The sequence below is a fragment of the Acidobacteriota bacterium genome (genome assembly GCA_030697165.1).
Classification (GTDB): Bacteria; Acidobacteriota; Vicinamibacteria; order Vicinamibacterales; family UBA2999; genus 12-FULL-67-14b.
Genome location: JAUYQQ010000003.1, coordinates 111864 through 128598 on the forward strand (window position 1 = coordinate 111864; position 16735 = coordinate 128598).

At 65.4% G+C, this 16735-nt stretch carries 15 protein-coding genes; 7 read left to right on the forward strand and 8 right to left on the reverse strand.

Translation table 11 applies throughout. The annotated features are described in order from the left end of the window. Nucleotides 1-150: 150 nt before the first annotated feature. Nucleotides 151-591 (forward strand): ATP-binding protein, encoded by a 441-nt coding sequence (locus Q8T13_03325; GenBank protein ID MDP3716778.1) that lies wholly within the window; start codon nt 151-153, stop codon nt 589-591. 13 nt (nt 592-604) lie between these two features. Then, complete coding sequence (locus Q8T13_03330) at nt 605-1387, forward strand: inositol monophosphatase family protein (GenBank protein ID MDP3716779.1); 783 nt, start codon at nt 605-607, stop codon at nt 1385-1387. A 32-nt stretch (nt 1388-1419) separates the two neighbouring features. On the opposite strand, the gene Q8T13_03335 is transcribed toward Q8T13_03330, so the two are convergent. Further along, on the reverse strand, nt 1420-2970 hold the full coding sequence (locus tag Q8T13_03335; protein ID MDP3716780.1) for a hypothetical protein: 1551 nt from the start codon (nt 2968-2970) through the stop codon (nt 1420-1422). 31 nt (nt 2971-3001) lie between these two features. Between Q8T13_03335 and Q8T13_03340 the strand changes: the two genes are divergently transcribed. From Q8T13_03340 to asnB, 3 genes are read left to right on the forward strand one after another with little or no spacing between them, the layout of a single operon-like run. Further along, a complete protein-coding gene (locus Q8T13_03340) occupies nt 3002-3973 on the forward strand; it encodes a glycosyltransferase family 2 protein (GenBank protein MDP3716781.1) in 972 nt (323 codons plus the stop codon). Next, nucleotides 3973-4743, forward strand: a complete 771-nt coding sequence (locus Q8T13_03345) for a hypothetical protein (GenBank protein MDP3716782.1) — start codon at nt 3973-3975, stop codon at nt 4741-4743. Before Q8T13_03340 ends, Q8T13_03345 begins: the two co-directional genes overlap by 1 nt. 2 nt (nt 4744-4745) lie before the next feature. After that, a complete protein-coding gene (gene asnB, locus Q8T13_03350) occupies nt 4746-6632 on the forward strand; it encodes an asparagine synthase (glutamine-hydrolyzing) (protein ID MDP3716783.1) in 1887 nt (628 codons plus the stop codon). Between the two features lie 107 nt (nt 6633-6739). Here asnB and Q8T13_03355 read toward each other — a convergent pair whose 3' ends face one another. Together Q8T13_03355 and Q8T13_03360 are read right to left on the reverse strand one after the other, a co-directional pair. Continuing rightward, entirely contained in the window at nt 6740-7033 is a 294-nt protein-coding gene (locus Q8T13_03355) for an SWIB/MDM2 domain-containing protein (GenBank protein ID MDP3716784.1), read from the reverse strand. A 165-nt stretch (nt 7034-7198) separates the two neighbouring features. Next, on the reverse strand, nt 7199-8839 hold the full coding sequence (locus Q8T13_03360; protein MDP3716785.1) for a glycerol-3-phosphate dehydrogenase/oxidase: 1641 nt from the start codon (nt 8837-8839) through the stop codon (nt 7199-7201). A 27-nt stretch (nt 8840-8866) separates the two neighbouring features. On the opposite strand from Q8T13_03360, the gene Q8T13_03365 reads away from it, so the two are divergent. Further along, on the forward strand, nt 8867-9628 hold the full coding sequence (locus Q8T13_03365) for a class I SAM-dependent methyltransferase (GenBank protein MDP3716786.1): 762 nt from the start codon (nt 8867-8869) through the stop codon (nt 9626-9628). A gap of 50 nt (nt 9629-9678) precedes the next feature. Here the strand turns inward: Q8T13_03365 and Q8T13_03370 are convergent, their stop codons facing one another. The 5 genes from Q8T13_03370 to Q8T13_03390 all read right to left on the reverse strand — a co-directional run bounded on the left by Q8T13_03370 (nt 9679) and on the right by Q8T13_03390 (nt 15529). Next, nucleotides 9679-11718 (reverse strand): hypothetical protein, encoded by a 2040-nt coding sequence (locus tag Q8T13_03370; protein ID MDP3716787.1) that lies wholly within the window; start codon nt 11716-11718, stop codon nt 9679-9681. A gap of 6 nt (nt 11719-11724) precedes the next feature. Continuing rightward, nucleotides 11725-12405: a methyltransferase domain-containing protein gene (locus Q8T13_03375; protein ID MDP3716788.1), complete on the reverse strand. Its 681-nt coding sequence runs from the start codon at nt 12403-12405 to the stop codon at nt 11725-11727. A gap of 184 nt (nt 12406-12589) precedes the next feature. Beyond that, entirely contained in the window at nt 12590-13735 is a 1146-nt protein-coding gene (locus Q8T13_03380) for a radical SAM protein (GenBank protein MDP3716789.1), read from the reverse strand. Between the two features lie 88 nt (nt 13736-13823). After that, the gene (locus tag Q8T13_03385; protein ID MDP3716790.1) at nt 13824-14738 is read right to left on the reverse strand and encodes a lysylphosphatidylglycerol synthase transmembrane domain-containing protein; all 915 of its coding nucleotides are present in this window, start codon (nt 14736-14738) and stop codon (nt 13824-13826) included. Nucleotides 14739-14797: 59 nt separating this feature from the next. Next, nucleotides 14798-15529 (reverse strand): class I SAM-dependent methyltransferase, encoded by a 732-nt coding sequence (locus Q8T13_03390; GenBank protein MDP3716791.1) that lies wholly within the window; start codon nt 15527-15529, stop codon nt 14798-14800. Nucleotides 15530-15638: 109 nt separating this feature from the next. Here Q8T13_03390 and Q8T13_03395 point away from each other — a divergent pair, with 109 nt between their 5' ends. Continuing rightward, a complete protein-coding gene (locus Q8T13_03395) occupies nt 15639-16559 on the forward strand; it encodes a hypothetical protein (protein MDP3716792.1) in 921 nt (306 codons plus the stop codon). The last annotated feature ends 176 nt before the right edge of the window (nt 16560-16735 follow it).

Genomic DNA, 16735 nt, shown 5'->3' on the forward strand with positions numbered 1-16735 from the left:
AACTATAGCAACTTGACCGGCTTTGAAGCGCTATGGTACTTAGAGGCCGGGCATGAGATGCTGTTTTGCGCGAAACCAACAGGAGACCAAGAGTTCAGGAGGAAAATTTATTTCTCTTGATCTTCTTACCTCCTGTGGATTGTTCCCCCGATGATCCCACCGCACACGGTCCGTCTTGAGTTCAACAGCGCGTTCGACATGCTCGACTTCGTACAGGTCGTGAGTGACCACGTCGGCAAGATGGCGGGGCTCGATGAGGACCAACTCCACTGGGTCAGCGTCGCGGTCCGTGAATCGGTGGTCAATGCCATCAAGCACGGGAACAAGAACGACCGCAGCAAGCGCGTGCTGGTTGAGTTCAGCCCGGTGCCGCCGACCGATGCCGGCGAATTGGTCATTCGCATCGAAGACCAGGGTGAGGGCTTCGTGCCCGAAGAAGTCGCCGACCCGCTGGCGCCCGAGAACATCCTCAAGTCGAGCGGCCGCGGCATCTTCCTGATCCGCAACTTCATGGACGAAACGGTGCTGAAGAAGGTGCCGGGCGGCATGGAGATCCGGATGGTCAAGAAAATCGCCAAGGCCACCGCGTAGCCATCGATTCCAGTTGAGCCTCCCACCAGCATTTCTTGCGACGGCCGTCGAAGCCGTGATTCGTGCCGGCGAACTGCAGATGGCCAAGTTTGGCACGGGTGTGCGCGTCGATAAGAAGGGCGCCATCGACCTGGTGACCGAAGTGGACGTCGAGGTGGAACGCATGTTCCGCGCGATGGTCGCCGAGCGATTCCCCAATCACGACGTGCTCGCCGAGGAATTCGACACGCCGCCGACCGGCGCCAGTCACCGCTGGGTGTTCGATCCGCTCGACGGCACCACCAATTTCGCGCACGGCGTGCCGATCTTCTGCGCGTCGCTGGCGCTCGAGATCGACGGGCAGGCCGTGATTGGCGCGGTCTACGATCCCAATCGCGAGGAGTTGTTTACGGCCGAGGCCGGCGAGGGCGCGCGGATGAACGGGCGCCGCCTGCAGGTGTCCACCAATGCGATCGTGCTCGACTCGATGCTCGTGACGGGGTTTCCGTACCACGTGCAGCAGGATCCCGACGAGCTGGTCCGCGTGTTCGGCCAGGTGCTGCGGCGCGCGCGCGCGGTCCGGCGCCTGGGGTCGGCCGCGATCGATCTGTGCTGGGTCGCGGCCGGGCGCATGGAAGGCTTCTGGGAAGCGAGCCTGAAGCCGTGGGACACGCGCGCCGCGGCCCTGATCCTCGAGGAGGCCGGCGGCCGGGTCACCGCCACGGACGGCGGCCCGTGGGATCCCTATGCCGGCGACATCCTTGGCACCAACGGCCACATTCACGACGAAGTTCTCGAGATTCTCGGGTCCGCCTAAAGGCGGACACTTCATCGATGTGGCGTCCGGCTTTAGCCGGACCTTCGTCGGTAGAGAGCCACATTCCCGCCCTCGCACACCCGCTCGAAGCCCGCTAAGAACCCTGGCCAGGTCGTGACCTTTTGATGCAGCATGTCGCCGCCCTCGGCGGCTTCCTCGATTAACACCCAGCCGGTGAATGCGGCGGGGCCCGACGCGTAGGCGGCCTGCCAGGTCGGACCGCTGCCTTCATGAAGGAAGTCAGCGATGTGAAAGCCCGCGAGCGAGAGCTCCTGCATGTAGTGCGCGAGCGCGCCCATGCTCGCCATGATGGTCGTATCGTCGTACGCCTCGCGCAGGCAGGCCGTCACCGCCTGCCGGCCAATGCCGTTTTGACGATCGAGCTGGGCCTCAACGATCATCGGCGCCTGGCGATCGAACGGCCGCGCCTGCCAAACGATGGCCACAAACAGCAGCAGCGCGATGGGCGCTGCCGCGCGACGCGCCATGCCCACGGCCGCACCGATGCAGGCAGCGGAGCCCAGGATCAGCGGCACCTCGTAGCGAATCCGGAAGGGATGGCCCGAGACGAACGCGTAGAACGGCAGGGCCACCGAAGCGAGAAGAGCGAGCGGCATCAGCAGGGCCGCTGGGTGAGTCTGACAGGAGGTCAAGAGATCAGGAGTCAGGCCTTGAAGAGAAGAAGGCACTCCTGATCTCTTGATCTCCTGTTTGAAAATCACCCCCGCCACGAGCAATGCGGCGGCCGAGACGCCTGCCGCAAGGACCAGGCGTGGCCCGCCGAGGTCGGCCACGCCTTCGAGAATCGCTTCAATGACCACGAGGGGTTGTCCCTGAAGCTTGGGATCGGGAACGTAGAAGCCGCCCGTCACGAACCACTCGCCGATGCTCGCGAAGCTCATGCCCATGAAGAACAGCACGGCGCCGGCGGGGTAGCGCAGCAACCACGCGGTGCTTTCCACGACGCGCGCCAGCGGCGTGCCCAGGCGCCACTTCACCCAAGCGGCCAGCACCATGGCCGCACCGACGATGGGCCAGGCTTCGTAACGGGTCAGGCATGCGGCGACGATGGTCCAGCCCGCCGCGCGCGGGACCGCCACGGCGTCCGACAGCGCCCACTGCGCCAGGTGCAACACGACCAGGCTCGAGAGCGCGAACAGCAAGGGCTCCGTCATCGGCGTGCTCTGCAGGTAGAGCACGTTCGGGTTGGCGGCGAATAAGGCGGCCGCCAGGGCCGCGCCCCAGGGCGACCCGGTCACCCGCAGCACCAGGGCCGAAAGGCAGGCAACGGTCACCGCAAACGAGACAATCGAAATGAAGATGGCCGAGGCACCCGTCTGGTACATCCAGTCGATCTGCACTGGCAGGGCGTTCAGTAGGTGAGGCAAGGGGAGCCAGACGGCGCCAATCTGCTCCCAGCTTGGCGTCAGGCTGTCGAGGATGCGCCTGGCCACGACCAGGTGCGCCTTGGCGTCGTAGTGGCTCAGGGTGAGGCCCGCGGACCAATACCAGGCCGCTGCGACCGTGCCCAGCAGGGCGGCCACGGCGCCCAGCGCACGCGAAAGGGGATCGAAACGGGGCACGGTCTCGCTATATAATGCCCTGTCCCGCTCAATGAAACCTGAGCTTTCGATCGTCATTCCCGTCCACAACGAGTCGCCCAACATCAAGCCCCTGTATGAGGAGCTGACCGAGACGTTGAGCCAGTACGGCCGCGCCTACGAACTCATCATCGTGGACGATGGGAGCACGGACGATTCGTTCGAGCGGTTGGCCGCGTTGCAGGCAAGCGATCCGCGGCTGCGGGTCATCCGCTTCCGCCGCAATTTCGGGCAGACGGCCGCTTTCGCGGCCGGGATTGCCCACGCGCGCGGCCGCCTGGTCGTCACCTCCGACGGCGATCTGCAGAACGACCCGCGCGACATTCCCGCGATGGTCGCGCTGATCGATCAGGGCCACGACATCGTGTGCGGCTGGCGCAAGGACCGCAAGGACACGTTCATCACGCGGCGGGTGCCGTCGATCCTGGCCAACAAGCTGATTTCGTGGGCGACCGGAGTGCCGCTGCACGACTACGGCTGTTCGCTCAAGGTGTTCCGGTCGGAAGTGATCAAGCCGCTGCGCCTCTACGGCGAGATGCACCGGTTCCTGCCGGCGATTGCCAGCCAGATTGGCGTGAAGATCGCCGAGATGGAAGTGAACCACCGCGCCCGCCGCGCCGGCGTCACCAAGTACGGGCTGTCGCGGATCGTTCGCGTGGTGCTCGACCTGGCGACCGTGAAATTCCTGCTGAGCTACTCGACTCGCCCGCTGCACATCTTCGGGCTGCTCGGCCTGATTGCCGGCGGCCTGGGCACGGCGATCACCGGCTGGCTTGCCTATGTCCGCTTGGTCCTGCATCAGGGGATTGCCGATCGCCCGTTGCTGTTGTTGGGTGTGATGCTGGTCTTCATCGGGGTGCAGCTCGTCACCTTTGGCCTGCTCGCCGAGGTGATGACGCGGACTTATTACGAATCCCAGGACAAGCCCACTTACGTGATTCGCGAGGTGCGCGAGTCGCCTGACCTGGCACTGGTCGCCCGCTGATGACCGCCCGTCCCCCGCGCGAGCACGACCCGCGGATTACGGTGATCCAGCAGGAGCTGTTCAACGAGACGCGATCGAACGCCGACAAGTACCGCGAGCTGTTCGTGGGCCGGCCCGGGACCTGGGCGCTCGTCAAGTACGAGCTGGCGATGGTGCTGGCGAGCTGGGTCCCCGGTGCGATCGGGCTGCTGCTGCGCAAGAAGCTGTACCCGCTGGTGCTGGGCTCGGTCGGCCGCAACGTGGTGTTCGGCGTCGGCGTCACGCTGCGCCATCCTCATAAGATCCACATCGGCGACAACGTCGTCATCGACGACTTGTGCTGCCTCGACGCCAAGGGCACCGACAACCAGGGCATCCGGATCGGCAGCGGCGTGTTCGTCGGCCGCAACACCATTCTCAGCTGTAAGAACGGCGACATCGTCATCGACGACCGCGCCAACATCGGCTTCAACTGCGAGATCTTCTCGGCCTCGCGGGTCCACGTCGGCAAGGACATCCTGATGGCGGCCTATACCTACCTGGTGGGCGGCGATCACCTTTACGACCGCACTGATATCCCGGTGCTGGCGCAAGGGCGCACGGCGCGCGGCATCGACGTGGCCGACAATGTCTGGCTCGGTACGCACGTGGTCGTGACCGACGGCTCCACGATCGGTCGCGACGCCATTATCGGCGCCGGCGCGGTCGTGGTCGGGGCGGTTCCGGAGTTTGCCATCGCGACAGGGATTCCCGCGAAAGTCGTCAGGGATCGCCGGGAACCGCAGGCGTAGTCATGTGCGGCATCGTCGGGATTGTCGACCGTGATCTCAGCCGGCCGGTCGGTGACGGTGAACTGCAGCAGATGGTGCGCATGCTGCACCACCGCGGCCCGGATGAAGAGGGCAGCATCACGCTCCCCGGCGTCGGCCTGGCCATGCGGCGGCTGGCGATCGTCGACCTGGCCACCGGCCAGCAGCCGATCTTGAATGAGGCCGGCGACATCAAGATCGTCGCCAACGGCGAGATCTACAACTTCCAGGCGCTGCGCGACGAGCTCGAGGGCCTCGGGCACACCTTCCGGTCGCGCCGATCCGACATCGAAGTGTTGGTCCACGCCTACGAGCAGTGGGGCGAGGAGTTCCTGCCGAAGCTGCGCGGCATGTTCGCGCTCGCGATCTGGGATGGCCGCACCGAGACGCTGATCGCCGCGCGCGATCGCGCCGGCGAGAAGCCGCTCTATTGGACGCTGACGCCGAAGGGGCTGCTGCTGGCGTCCGAGGTCAAGGCGTTGCTCGTGCGGCCCGAGGTGACGCGCGAACTCGATCCGATCGCGTTGGACCAGTTCCTCACCTACGAATACGTGCTTGCGCCACGCACGATGATCAAGGGCATCCACAAGCTGCCCCCGGCCCACTTCCTGAAGTACCGGGCGGGCGAAGTCACCGTGCACCGCTACTGGGATGCGGCCGAGGTGCCGCTGCGCGAGTGGGACGACCGCGAGGCGGCCGAGGCCCTGCGCGTTGCCCTGCGCAAGGCGGTCACGAGCCAGCTGATGGCCGACGTGCCGCTCGGCGCGTTTCTGTCGGGCGGCATTGACTCGAGCTCGCTCGTCGCGTTCATGAGCGAGGCGGTGTCGCAGCCGGTCAACAGCTTCAGCATCGGCTTCAGCGACGGCACCTATAACGAACTGCCATACGCCCGCGACGTGGCGGCGCTGTTCAAGACCAATCATCGGGAGCGCAGCGTCTCGCCCGACCTGGGTGATCTGTTCGAGCGCCTGGTCGTGCACCTGGACGAGCCGTTCGCCGACGTCTCGATGTTTCCGACCTTCAGCGTGTCGGAACTGGCGCGCGAGCACGTCAAGGTGGTGTTGTCCGGGGATGGCGGCGACGAACTGTTTGGCGGCTATGACGCCTACCAGGCCCAGTCGCTGTCGACGAAGCTGGGTTGGATGGGCGACGCCCTCATGCCGGCGCTGGCCGGGGTCGCCTCGGCGCTGCCGCCCACCGGGAAGAAGAAAGGCCTCGTCAACAAGGTGAAGCGCTTCAGTGCCGGCGCGACCGCGGCACCGGCCGATCTCGGGCACTACCGCTGGATGGTGTACTTGAGCGCGCGTGACAAGACGCGGCTGTACCGGGGCGGCTTACGCGACGCGCTGGGCGCCACCGACGTGTATGCGCCGGTGCGCGATGCGCTCGGCCGTTTTGGCCAGGACGATGCGCTCAACCGGCAGCTCTATGCGGATCTCTGCTTGTACCTCGCCGACGACATCCTGGTGAAGGTCGATCGCATGAGCATGGCGACGTCGCTCGAAACCCGCGCGCCGTTTCTCGACGGCGACCTGATGGAACTGGCGTTCTCGATGCCCGGGCACCTGAAGATCCGCAACGGCGAGCGCAAGTGGATCCTCAAGCAGGTGATGCAGGGTATCCTGCCGGACCGCATCCTGTCGCGGCGCAAGGAAGGGTTCAGCATCCCGATGAAGAACTGGCTGCGGCGCGAACTGCAGCCGCTGATGCGCGACCTGCTGTCGCCCGAACGCGTCGCCCGCCGGGGCCTGTTCGATCCGGCCGCGGTGACCGCGCTGATGGACGCCCACACCGCCGGCCGCGAGAACCACGCGCACACGCTGTTCCCGCTGATGGTGTTCGAACGCTGGGCGACCGCGCATTTACGATAACGCCGGGTGTAATTTCCTCGAACACATCGGAAATTACACCCGGCGTTTTCGTACAAAAGAAAAGGCGCACGGTTGACCCGTGCGCCCGTGATCTTCAGAAGCTATGACTACTTCAGGTGCTTGCTGACCAGCTTGGTCATCTCGAACATGTTGACCGTGGCCTTGCCACCGAAGACGGGCTTCAGTGCGGCGTCAGCTTTGATCATGCGCTTGTTCTTCGCGTCCTGCAGGCCGTTCTTCTTGATGTAGGCCCAGAGCTTCTTGGTGACCTCGGTACGCGGAATCGGCTTGCTGCCGACAACTTCCGCCAGGGCGGCGCTCGGCGTCACGGGCTTCATGAACGCGGCGTTCGCTTTACGCGCCGGCTTCTTCGCGGCTTTCTTCTTCGCAGTCTTGGCCATCTGTTCTCCTATAGGCAATCGCTCAACGACAGCGTTGCAGTGGGGAGGTTACTATAAGTTCGCACTTTTTCTCTATGAAAAGTGCGCCCGCTCCCTCTGAAAACGGTGTTCGGACGACATTTTCCCCTCTGGGAGACCCTCCCGGGGAGCCTCCCAGGGCCCGCGCTAGTCTCTGGGCAGGCGGTAGAACGCTTCGACCTCGGCGACTTCGTTGCGCACGCGCCACTCGTCCCATGCATGCGCCCGGGCCATGATCGCGGCGGCCCGCTCGAGGGCGTCGGTGCCGGGGTGCCCGGCGGCGCCGGCTTCAGTTCGCCTGATGACGGCGTCCCCCAGCTTGAGGGCCATTTCAGAGCGCGCCGCATAGAGGATTTCGGCCCCGAGCACGTCGCAGTTGCGGCCGAGCGGACGCGCCAGCGCCGGCACGTCGCGGGCCATCTGCAGCACCCGGTCGTAGCCGGTGCCATAGGTCGTGGCGATGCGGCGCAGGGTCTCGGTGGGGACGCCCTCGACGTCGCGCAGGAGGACGGCCTTCAGGAAGTTGTCGACGTGGTTCATGCTGCCGCCAAGCAACGGCGTCTCGGCGGTGCGGCAGGGGGGCGGCGTGGCATGGCCCATCGACCGGAAGACCGCGTCGACCGCCTGTTCGGCGGTGTGCCGCGCCGTCGTGTAGCGGACGCCGAACACCGAGACCAACCCCGCCAGGCCGTGGCGGCTGTGGTCGACGACCCGGCTGTCCTTGAGCAGGCGAACATGATGGCCGTCGCCCGACACCATGGGCAGCAGCCCGCGGTGAATCAGTCGCACGTCGGCGGTCGTCAGGCCGGCGTGGGGAAAGGCCTCGCGCGCGTCCTTCAGGAACGCCTCGAGGTCCCAGCGGGTCACTTTCAGCTGGTCAGGCGACCCGTCGTAGGCATCGTGGCTCGTACCCAACATCGAGACGTCGCGCCACGGGACGATCAGCAGGTAACGTCCGCCGGCCATGCTGCCGCAGGCGTGCGATCCGACCACTTTGCGGGTCACGACGTTCATGGCCCGCGACAACCGCGGTGGCGGTGTCCCCTGCGCTGCCAGCGGCAGGTCGGTGAGCATCGACGCGGCCCACGGCCCGGCGCAGTTGACGACCACCGTCGCGCGCAGGTCGAAGGTGTTGCCGGTCAAGCCGTCTTCGGCCTGCACGCCGACGATGCGGTCGCCCTCGCGAATGAAGCGGTTGGCCTTGACGTAATTGGCGGCGGTCGCGCCGGCGTCGACCGCGGAGAGCAGGAACGACAGCGTCACGCGGTCGGTGCTCACCATCTGGTAGTCGTACCACATGGCGCCCCCGGTCACCCCCTTGGGGTCAATGATCGGGTTGAGTCGAAGCGTCTCCTCCTTCGACAGGATCTGGCTGTCAGGCAGGTGGGTGCCGGGGTCGGCGAGGCCTTCGTTCCGGTCGCTGCCGATCGCGTCGTTAATCGCCAGTCCGACCCGCATGACCAACGCGTTGCGTTTCAGGGTCCTCGTCGTCGGCACCACGAACGGCAGCGGCCGGACCAGGTGGGGCAGGATGCGGGCGAGGGCACGCCGCTCGCGGATGAACAGGCGCATCTGCCGGAAGTTCAGGCTCTGGAGCGAGCGCAGGCCGCCGTGCAGCGTCTTCAGGTTGTTGAACGAGGTCGCCGCGCCAAAGTCGTCCTTGTCGATAATGGCGACCGCCAGGCCCCGTTGGGCGGCATCCCAGGCGACCGTCACGCCGTAAAAGCCGCCGCCGACCACGATCACATCAAATTTCGTGTCGGCCAGCCGGCTGAGGTCGCGCACCATCAGCCGGTCATTGTACGATACAGGGTCGTGATCAACGAGATTCAACGCTACTGGAACCACCGCATCCACGACCTGGAGATGACCGACGCGCCGGTCGGCACCAAGGCCTTCTTCGACGACCTCGACGACTACCGCTACGACAAGCTGCGCTACCTGCCCCAGTTGGTGGATTTCCCGTCCTACAAGGGCCAGCGTCTGCTCGAAGTGGGGTGCGGGATTGGCACCGACCTGGTCCGCTTCGCCGTCGGCGGGGCCCGCGTCACGGGCGTCGACCTGGCGCAGACCGCGATCGACCTCGCACGGAATAACTTCGCGCTGCATGGCCTGGAAGCCGAGGAACTGCGTGTCGCCAATGGCGAGGCCCTGCCGTACCCGGACCAGTCATTCGACGTGGCCTACGGCCACGGCGTGGTCCAGTACACGGCCGACGCAGCGCAGCTGATTCGCGAGTGCCACCGGGTGCTCAAGCCGGGCGGCACCGGCATTTTCATGGTCTACAACCGCGTCTCGTGGCTGAATGCCTTGTCGAAGGTGATGAAGGTGCCGCTCGAGCACGAGGATGCGCCGGTGCTGGTGAAATACTCGATCGGCGAGTTCAAGGCCCTGCTGGCGCCGTTCGCCGAAGTGCGGATCGTGCCGGAGCGGTTCCCGGTCAAGTCGCGCCTGCACGGCGGCTGGAAGGGGCTGGCGTTCAACACGTTCTTCGTCGGCACCTTTAACGCCCTGCCGCGAGAGTGGGTCCGGCCGCTCGGCTGGCACCTGATGGCGTTTTGTCGCAAGGGCCGCTAGGCCACAGATTCGCACCGATTAAACACCGATGCTCGGGTAAGCGCCTGGTCCTAGCGCGAGGTCTTCACCCCGTAGATCGAGATGGTGCCGTTGCGAAAGAGCAGCGGCATCAGTTCCGGAAGCGAGTCGAGCCGCTCGGTCACGCCCGGGTGCGTGTCGAGCTCGGGAGGACCGACCAGCACGTAGTTGATGCCGGAACGGACCGCTCGTTCGTACGCCGACAGCGGGGGCTCGTCGAAAATCGATCGCACTTCTTCGGACGCTTCCTGATATTTCTTCAACGGCACCATGGAGATGGGCAGGCCGGCCGCCATGCGGCGCTCGGCGAACGCCGGCAGGTAGGCCCAGGTCTCGGCATCGCGGGCGAAGGGATCGACCTGGATGATGGCGTCTGGTTCGGTGTTGAGTCGAATCCAATGGAACGCCTGCCGATCATCGGGGGTCAGGCGCAGTGTCCAGCGAAACCCAGGGGCCTCTCGGTTATTGGTGATGTCCTGCGTGTTGTAGATATCGATGATGGTGGTGGGCAATCCCGCCACGAAGACCGCCACGATTGCCGCCACGGCGATCCGCCGGTGGGGCATGGTCGGCAGCCGGTCGAAGAGGATGCCGGCGAGCACCGTCGCCGCCATGAACAGCAGGTGGCCGACGCGCCAGCCGACGTAGACGTCCTGGTGATCGCGGACGTTGATGAAAAAATAGAACACGCCGCAGGCAGCCGCCAGGGCGGCGAGTCCGCCGATATCCTGGCGCTTCTGGCGCAGAATTACGGCGATGGCTGCGGCCGACACGATCAGGACTGGACCGAAGCTAAGCGCCGTGACCAGCCAGAAGCTCTGGGTCGCGAGCTGGTTCACGCCGAACTGCACGATGCTGGCATCGGCGTCCACGTAGCGAAGCGCGAACACCATGCCACTGGCCAGAGCCAGGGGAATTGCGCTCGACACCGCGTGTGCCAGCCCACGCCGCCAGTCTGCCTGCCGCGCGACCGAGACGGCCTCGAAGAGCGCGGCGCCGGCTGTGAACATGACGCCCGCAAACGAACTGATCGCGATCGACAGCCCCAGCAACAGGCCCGCCACCGCCATCACCACGGGATCGAATGCCCGGGAACGCTGCGACACCGCCAGCACGCCCATGAGGCCGGCGGCATAGCCGACCACGTGGTGCGGCTGGTAGAACAAGAGGCGTTGGAGGCCGTCGATCGGGATGCCGCGGAGGTACCAGCGGGTGATCGCATCGATATTCAAGTTGGTGAGCTCGTGCGCCGGTACGCCGTGACTTGCGAAATCCAGCCACGCGTAGAGCCCCTCGAAACTCGACGACAGGATGACGAAGGCGACGCCGGCCGCGGAGGCCCAGGGCCGCACGCCGAACACCCGCACCACCCCATAGAGGAAGGTGACGAGGAAGGCGTCGATGCACACCGAGCGGATCAGCAGCAACTCGTCGAGCGTGGCCCACGCGCCGGCAAAGCGGTACTGTGCTGCGGTCAGCAGGTGCGGCATCCAGTAGTAGTTCAACGTATCGGAAAAAAGGTAGGGGTTGACGGGCAGGAACGCGCCCTTGGCCAGTTCGGCCACCACCGCGCGCCGCCACACGTAATCGGCGGTGAAGTACGCGCGATAGAACTGTCCGTCAGCGGTGATCTCGCCAACGTGCGCAAACGGTAGTCCGACCACCACCGGCACAATCAGCAACAGGGCCGCCAGCGCCAGGCGATCGCCGGGCGCCGTGGCGGGCAGCCGCCAGCGCCCTTGCAGTCGCCTGGCGGGCACGATCGCACCCGCGGCCAGTAGCGACGCCGCCAGCACCACCCAAATTCCGCGCCCGCCCGCCGCCCAGACGGCCGTCAGCGCCAGGCTGGCCAGTGCCTGCCCGAGCAGCGGTCCGACGGCGAGCGGCACCAGCCATCCAAGCGCCGGCCCGGCGACGGCCCGGGCAATCGCAATGCCTGGCAGGATGAACGCGATCTGCAGGCTGACGCCAAACAGCAGGACGGCCGGCGCGGCGACCGCCGCCAGCAGGCCCAGGAACCCGATGGCCGTGACGGCGACCACGACCTGGCTGATCTTTCCCTCGCTCATCATCCGCGGTCAGCGCGTCGTCGCCCGGCGCGGCTTCTCAACCTCAACCGACATCGTTTCGTAGGCGCTCCAGCGCGCGTTCACGCCGGTATCCCGCTGTTCCAGGTCGGCCAGGTGCGGGTCGTTGCTGAGGTTCGCCTCAAATTCCTGCACGTTGCGGAATCCTGCTCGTGTCAGCGCGCCCCCGAGCGTGGCCACGTCGTACATGAACTTGTGGCCCCACGACGACATTTGCAGGTTGAGGATGATCGCCGCGGAGTTCGGTTCGGTCGGCCATTCATGCCACTGCAGCTTGCCGACGATGAATGCCTTGGCGTCGTCGCTTGGATCCTTGGAGAACAAGTCGATGAACCTCGTCAGGTTCGGCGTGGAGGTGCGCATTCGTCCGCCTGGGGCCAGGACGCGGTAGGCCTCGGCCATCGCCGCCTTACCCTCGTCGTAGGTCAGGTGCTCAATAACGTGTTCGCTGAAGATGTAGTGGATCGACTCATCCTCTAATGGGAAGCGCTTGGTGGCGTCGAGGAACGCCAGCCCGTCTCCCGGCTCGATGTCGGTGTTGAGCCAACCGGGCGGCCGGCTGCTCCCGGCGCCGATCTGCAGCTTTCTCACTTGGTGTTGACGCAGGTAGGTGTCGATCACGGCGGGACTGCGGTCCTTGAACGCCGCGAGGGCTTCTGCCACTGGCCCCACGGGTGGCTCTCCCACAACCGCGGCCCCTGGCGGCAGGTCCCGTGCGGCGTCGCGCCACTGCTGAGTGACGAGCAGCGCTAAGGCCACCCCCACGGCCATTCCGAAAATCGAACCGACAGCAAACGATTGTCGCATCGCTTTGCAGCTTACCGCACAGAGGCCAGACCAGCGCAGGCAGAGGAGGTTATGCGGGCGCGGGCACGGCGAGGGTGGGGCGGCGGCGTTTTTCCATCGAGGCGCGCACCAGGAAGCGCGCGTAGGGCACGACCTGCTTGATGGCGGCCACGTTCATCTGGCACGGGCTCAGGCAGGTCGGGCACTTGTGATCGCGAATCTCGCGCCGATGTGCCTGCGAGGACTCGCGGAAGTAGATGGCCTCCGCGTCTTCTTGCGTCACGTTGCCCATGATCTCGCTGAGCTCGCAAAAAAACAGGTCGCCGTTCGGGTTCAACATGACGCCCTGGGTCTGGAACGGGCAGGGCGCGGTGCGGTGATAGCCGTTGGCGATCATGTCCGCATAGTGCATATAGATGTAGTTCTGGCCGTCGAGCAACGGATCCTGCCGCACGCGGTCCAGGAAGAACTTGCGCATGGTCTGCTCTTCGACGCCGATCGGCTTCAGGCCGGCCTCGAGCTCGCTGTTACCCAGCATGGCGTCGGTGAAGCGCACCATGTTGAAGACGATGTCGAGCTTCTCCTTTTTCGCCCACGCCAGGATGTTGTCGGCGTCTTCGAGGTTCTTGGAGAAGATGGTCGAGGAGATGCCGAAGTTGAACTTGTGGGTCTTCTGCAGTTCCTGCATCGCGGCAATCGTCTTGCCGGCCTTTTCGAACGCGTTGCGCACGTTGCGGACGGAGCCATGCATCTCGTTCACGCCATCGATCGAGACGCGCATCGAGAAGATGATGTTGCGCTCGTTGCACAGCTGCACCACCTTGGTCAGCATCGGGATGGCACGGTGATGCGTGATGCCGGTGGTGTTGAGCGTGAGCTTGCGCAGTTTCGGGAACTTGTCGATCATCACGCGGCAGATCTCGACCATGTCGTTGCGGGTGGTCGGCTCGCCGCCCGAGAGCGACGCGTTCTCGATGTCCTTCCACAGCGGCGAGCTGAACGCCTGCTCGATCTGCTCCAGCGTCATGTCCTCCTTGCGGTTGCCACGCGTCCAGTTGCTGCACATTTCACAACGGGCGTCGCAGACGAACGTGCAATGGAAGATGAAGACGGTGGGGTGGAGCGGGGTGTACTTGGCGACCATGCCGCGGACGAGATCGCGCGGGGCGCTCATCGCCGCTTTGGCGAGATACTTGGCAGCGTAAACCTGAGCCATGCTAAGTACAAGATTCTACAGGATTTCGACGAACAAACCTACAGGATTGTCCCCACGTAATGCCCCCGAGAACCGTGGCGACAAACCTTCAGGTTTGTCGAGGCTGCCTGGCTTTCAACCACAGCAATAACCCGGGAAGGTTGCCGGCAAGACCGGTCAAAACGATGAGGGTCGAGAGCGCCAGCGCGGTGCTCTCGGGCACGCCAGCCGGCTGCAACATCCAGACAATCGCGGCCTGGGGCGCGCCGAAGCCGCTAATCGACACCGGCAGCAGCAACATCAGCAGCCCCGCCGGCATGAACAGCAGGAAGTAGCCGAACGGCACCGTCATGCCGAGGCCCAGGGCGAGGATGTAGGCCTGCACAATCCGCAGCACCTGGACGACCAGCGACCACGCCATGACGTGCACCAGGACACCGCGGCGGTTGCGGTAGCGGCCGACCGCGTCGCTCAGCTTCAGGACCCGTCGGGTCACCGACCGCTGATGCCGGTGTGAGGGCACGATCCAGCGGAGCCACTGGTTGGCCCAGAAGGGCGCGACCGACGCGGCGACCAGCACTGCCAGCGCGGCGGCCAGCCGCCAGTCGTTGCGTGCCTCGGGGGTCCACGCCAGCAGGCCGACGAGGCCCATGGCGACAAGCGACAACACCCCCAGCATCCGGTCGACCGCAACCGACGCGAGGGCCTCGCTGCCAGTGGTCGGACCCTGGGCGAGCCCGTACGCCCGGGCGGCGTCGCCGCCGACACCCGCGGGCAGGAAGCTGCCGACAAACGAGCTGACCAGGAACAGGCGGGCGGCGTCTCCGGCGCTAATCGCAATGCCGCTGGCCCGCAACAACAGCCACCATCGCGTGAACATGACCGCGCGATCGATGCCGACCATCACGAGCACCACACCCAGGTGCCAGCGGCTGACGTCGGCGACGGCCCGCGCGGTAGCCGCCATGTCGATGCGAGTGGAGAGAAAAAAGAGGATGGTGATGGTGATCGCCAAGCGCACCATCGAGGACCGCGTCGCCCGACCGAGAAGGTTCGACACCGGTCACCGTGCCAGCCGCAGGCTCATCGCGGCGCTTCGCCCGGTTTGCGGGCAACGAACGTAAGGGTCTCGAACAGGTTCTTGCGAATCTTGAAGAGCAGGTCTTCCGTGCCGGTATAACGCGACAGCGCGTCGACACCAGGAATGTTGACGAGCAGCGCCCCGGCAGCCAGGGCATCGCGCTTGAGGCCTCGGGCAAGCCCGATCGCGCGTTCGATGTGAAGGATTTCGAAGCCGCCGTCGTTGAACAGTTGCCGGACGCGCCGTTCCGTGGTGACAAAATTATGGGTGTAGTCCACGTCCCAGAAGAACTCGCGTTCCTTGAGGTAGTCGGGTACCACCACGAACAGCACGCCGCCAGGTCGCAACGCTCTGAGCGCCTCAGCGGTGAAATGACGCGCCGCGTCGATGCCACTCATATGCTCGAGCACCTGGTCGGCGTAGACCACGTCCACGCTCTGGTCGGGGATGGGGATCGGAGGCGCCCACGATTCGATCACGCGGAGGCCTTTGCTCCTGAGCAGTTCGATCAGGATGGGACTGGCTTCAATGGCGGTGTAGGACCATCCGGCGCCAATCGCCTGCTCGGCGAGCGTACCGTGTCCGGGACCCACCTCGACCATGTCCCCGGGCGGCGGCACAAAGCGGCCCAACAGGTTCAGGCGGTGCCGCTCAATCCGCGTCCGTCGTCCGCTGCCGTAGCCGGTGAGCTGCTTCTCGGAGAACGATTTGTAGAAAGAAGACGATTCAGGCAAACCAGTAGATTGTACAGGACTGGCACGTCCGGCGTACGGACGGGCTAGGCGTGGATTGTCGTTAGAGTAATTGCGGCTCGGCAGTCGCGGCGGTATAGTGGGTGGCTGTATGCTGATGTTCCGACGATCCACTTCTGCAGCCGCCTTTGCGGTTGTATGCGCCACTTTACTGGCCGGCTGCGAAGGGGGCATGACGTCTCCGGTTGCGCCGTCCGCTGTTTCGGGTTCGGCTGGCGCCCTGAACGCCGACGGCTCCACGCTGAAAGCCGGCGCGCCGAACGGCGTGTTCCCGCTCGCCGAAGCCACCAGCATTCCGGTCGCAGCGTTCCTCACTGCCCAGCCCGCCCGGGCGGCTTACGTGGTGACCCACTTCGCGCATCGATTCGAAGTGAGCGATTCCACTTCATTCGCCTCGCTGCTGTCGGCCGGGATGGGGGTCGTGGATTCACAGGGTCTCATTCGCTATGCGACCGTGCCGCTGCCGGCTGGTAGAAAGTTGTACTGGCGCGTCCGTGCCGAAAGCGACGACAAATACGGCCCGTGGTCGCCCGTCATGTCGTTCACCACGACGGGGACTGCGACCGCGGCGCCCCCGTCGACTGACCCGAACGCCGTGGTCGGACCGCGGCCCAATGACCCCCCGGTCGGCAGCCGCTTGCCGTTGCCCGACGCCCGCCCCTTCATCAATGCGATGTCCGGTCTGCTCGGCCAACTGAATCAGTGCCCTAACGGCCGCAAGTATGAGAGCAACCCGTGGCTCGATCGACTGATCGACAACCTGCGCGCGAGCGACGCACGCTGGGGCTACAACGGCAAACCGACGAAGCAACCCTTTGACAACGGCGGCTTCCCGGTGACCGCGGCCGGCGATGAGATTGCTTATCACTACGGCGCCGGCGAGAGCATGAATTCCCCTGACGTGTATTTAATCGACGTGATCGAGGGGCACTGCGGCTCATCCCCGCGCACAACCTACCGCGACTTCACCGGCGAAGAGCCTGGCCGCTGGACGTTAACCCGCGCGCGCTGAACGCCGGTCTCGGGAACGTCGTGAAAGGGCGGGCTTCGGGCCCGCCTTTTCCTTGTACGGTTGTCGCATCGACGATGATTCGCCGTGCGTGACGTCGACTGCCGTCAACGCGCCGCGCGTCGCCGGGCGAATGCCGAGGACAGGAGTTCGAGGGGGAAAGTGGAGGAGGACGGGCG

Excerpts from the sequence above, each read along its gene's own strand:
- Q8T13_03325 (MDP3716778.1), top strand. The coding sequence starts at position 151 with ATGATCCCACCGCACACGGTCCGTCTTGAGTTCAACAGCGCGTTCGAC.
- Q8T13_03340 (MDP3716781.1), top strand. The coding sequence starts at position 3,002 with ATGAAACCTGAGCTTTCGATCGTCATTCCCGTCCACAACGAGTCGCCC.
- Q8T13_03345 (MDP3716782.1), top strand. The coding sequence starts at position 3,973 with ATGACCGCCCGTCCCCCGCGCGAGCACGACCCGCGGATTACGGTGATC.
- asnB (MDP3716783.1), top strand. The coding sequence starts at position 4,746 with ATGTGCGGCATCGTCGGGATTGTCGACCGTGATCTCAGCCGGCCGGTC.
- Q8T13_03355 (MDP3716784.1), bottom strand. The coding sequence starts at position 7,033 with ATGGCCAAGACTGCGAAGAAGAAAGCCGCGAAGAAGCCGGCGCGTAAA.
- Q8T13_03360 (MDP3716785.1), bottom strand. The coding sequence starts at position 8,839 with ATGGTGCGCGACCTCAGCCGGCTGGCCGACACGAAATTTGATGTGATC.
- Q8T13_03370 (MDP3716787.1), bottom strand. The coding sequence starts at position 11,718 with ATGATGAGCGAGGGAAAGATCAGCCAGGTCGTGGTCGCCGTCACGGCC.
- Q8T13_03380 (MDP3716789.1), bottom strand. The coding sequence starts at position 13,735 with ATGGCTCAGGTTTACGCTGCCAAGTATCTCGCCAAAGCGGCGATGAGC.
- Q8T13_03385 (MDP3716790.1), bottom strand. The coding sequence starts at position 14,738 with ATGGTGCGCTTGGCGATCACCATCACCATCCTCTTTTTTCTCTCCACT.
- Q8T13_03395 (MDP3716792.1), top strand. The coding sequence starts at position 15,639 with ATGCTGATGTTCCGACGATCCACTTCTGCAGCCGCCTTTGCGGTTGTA.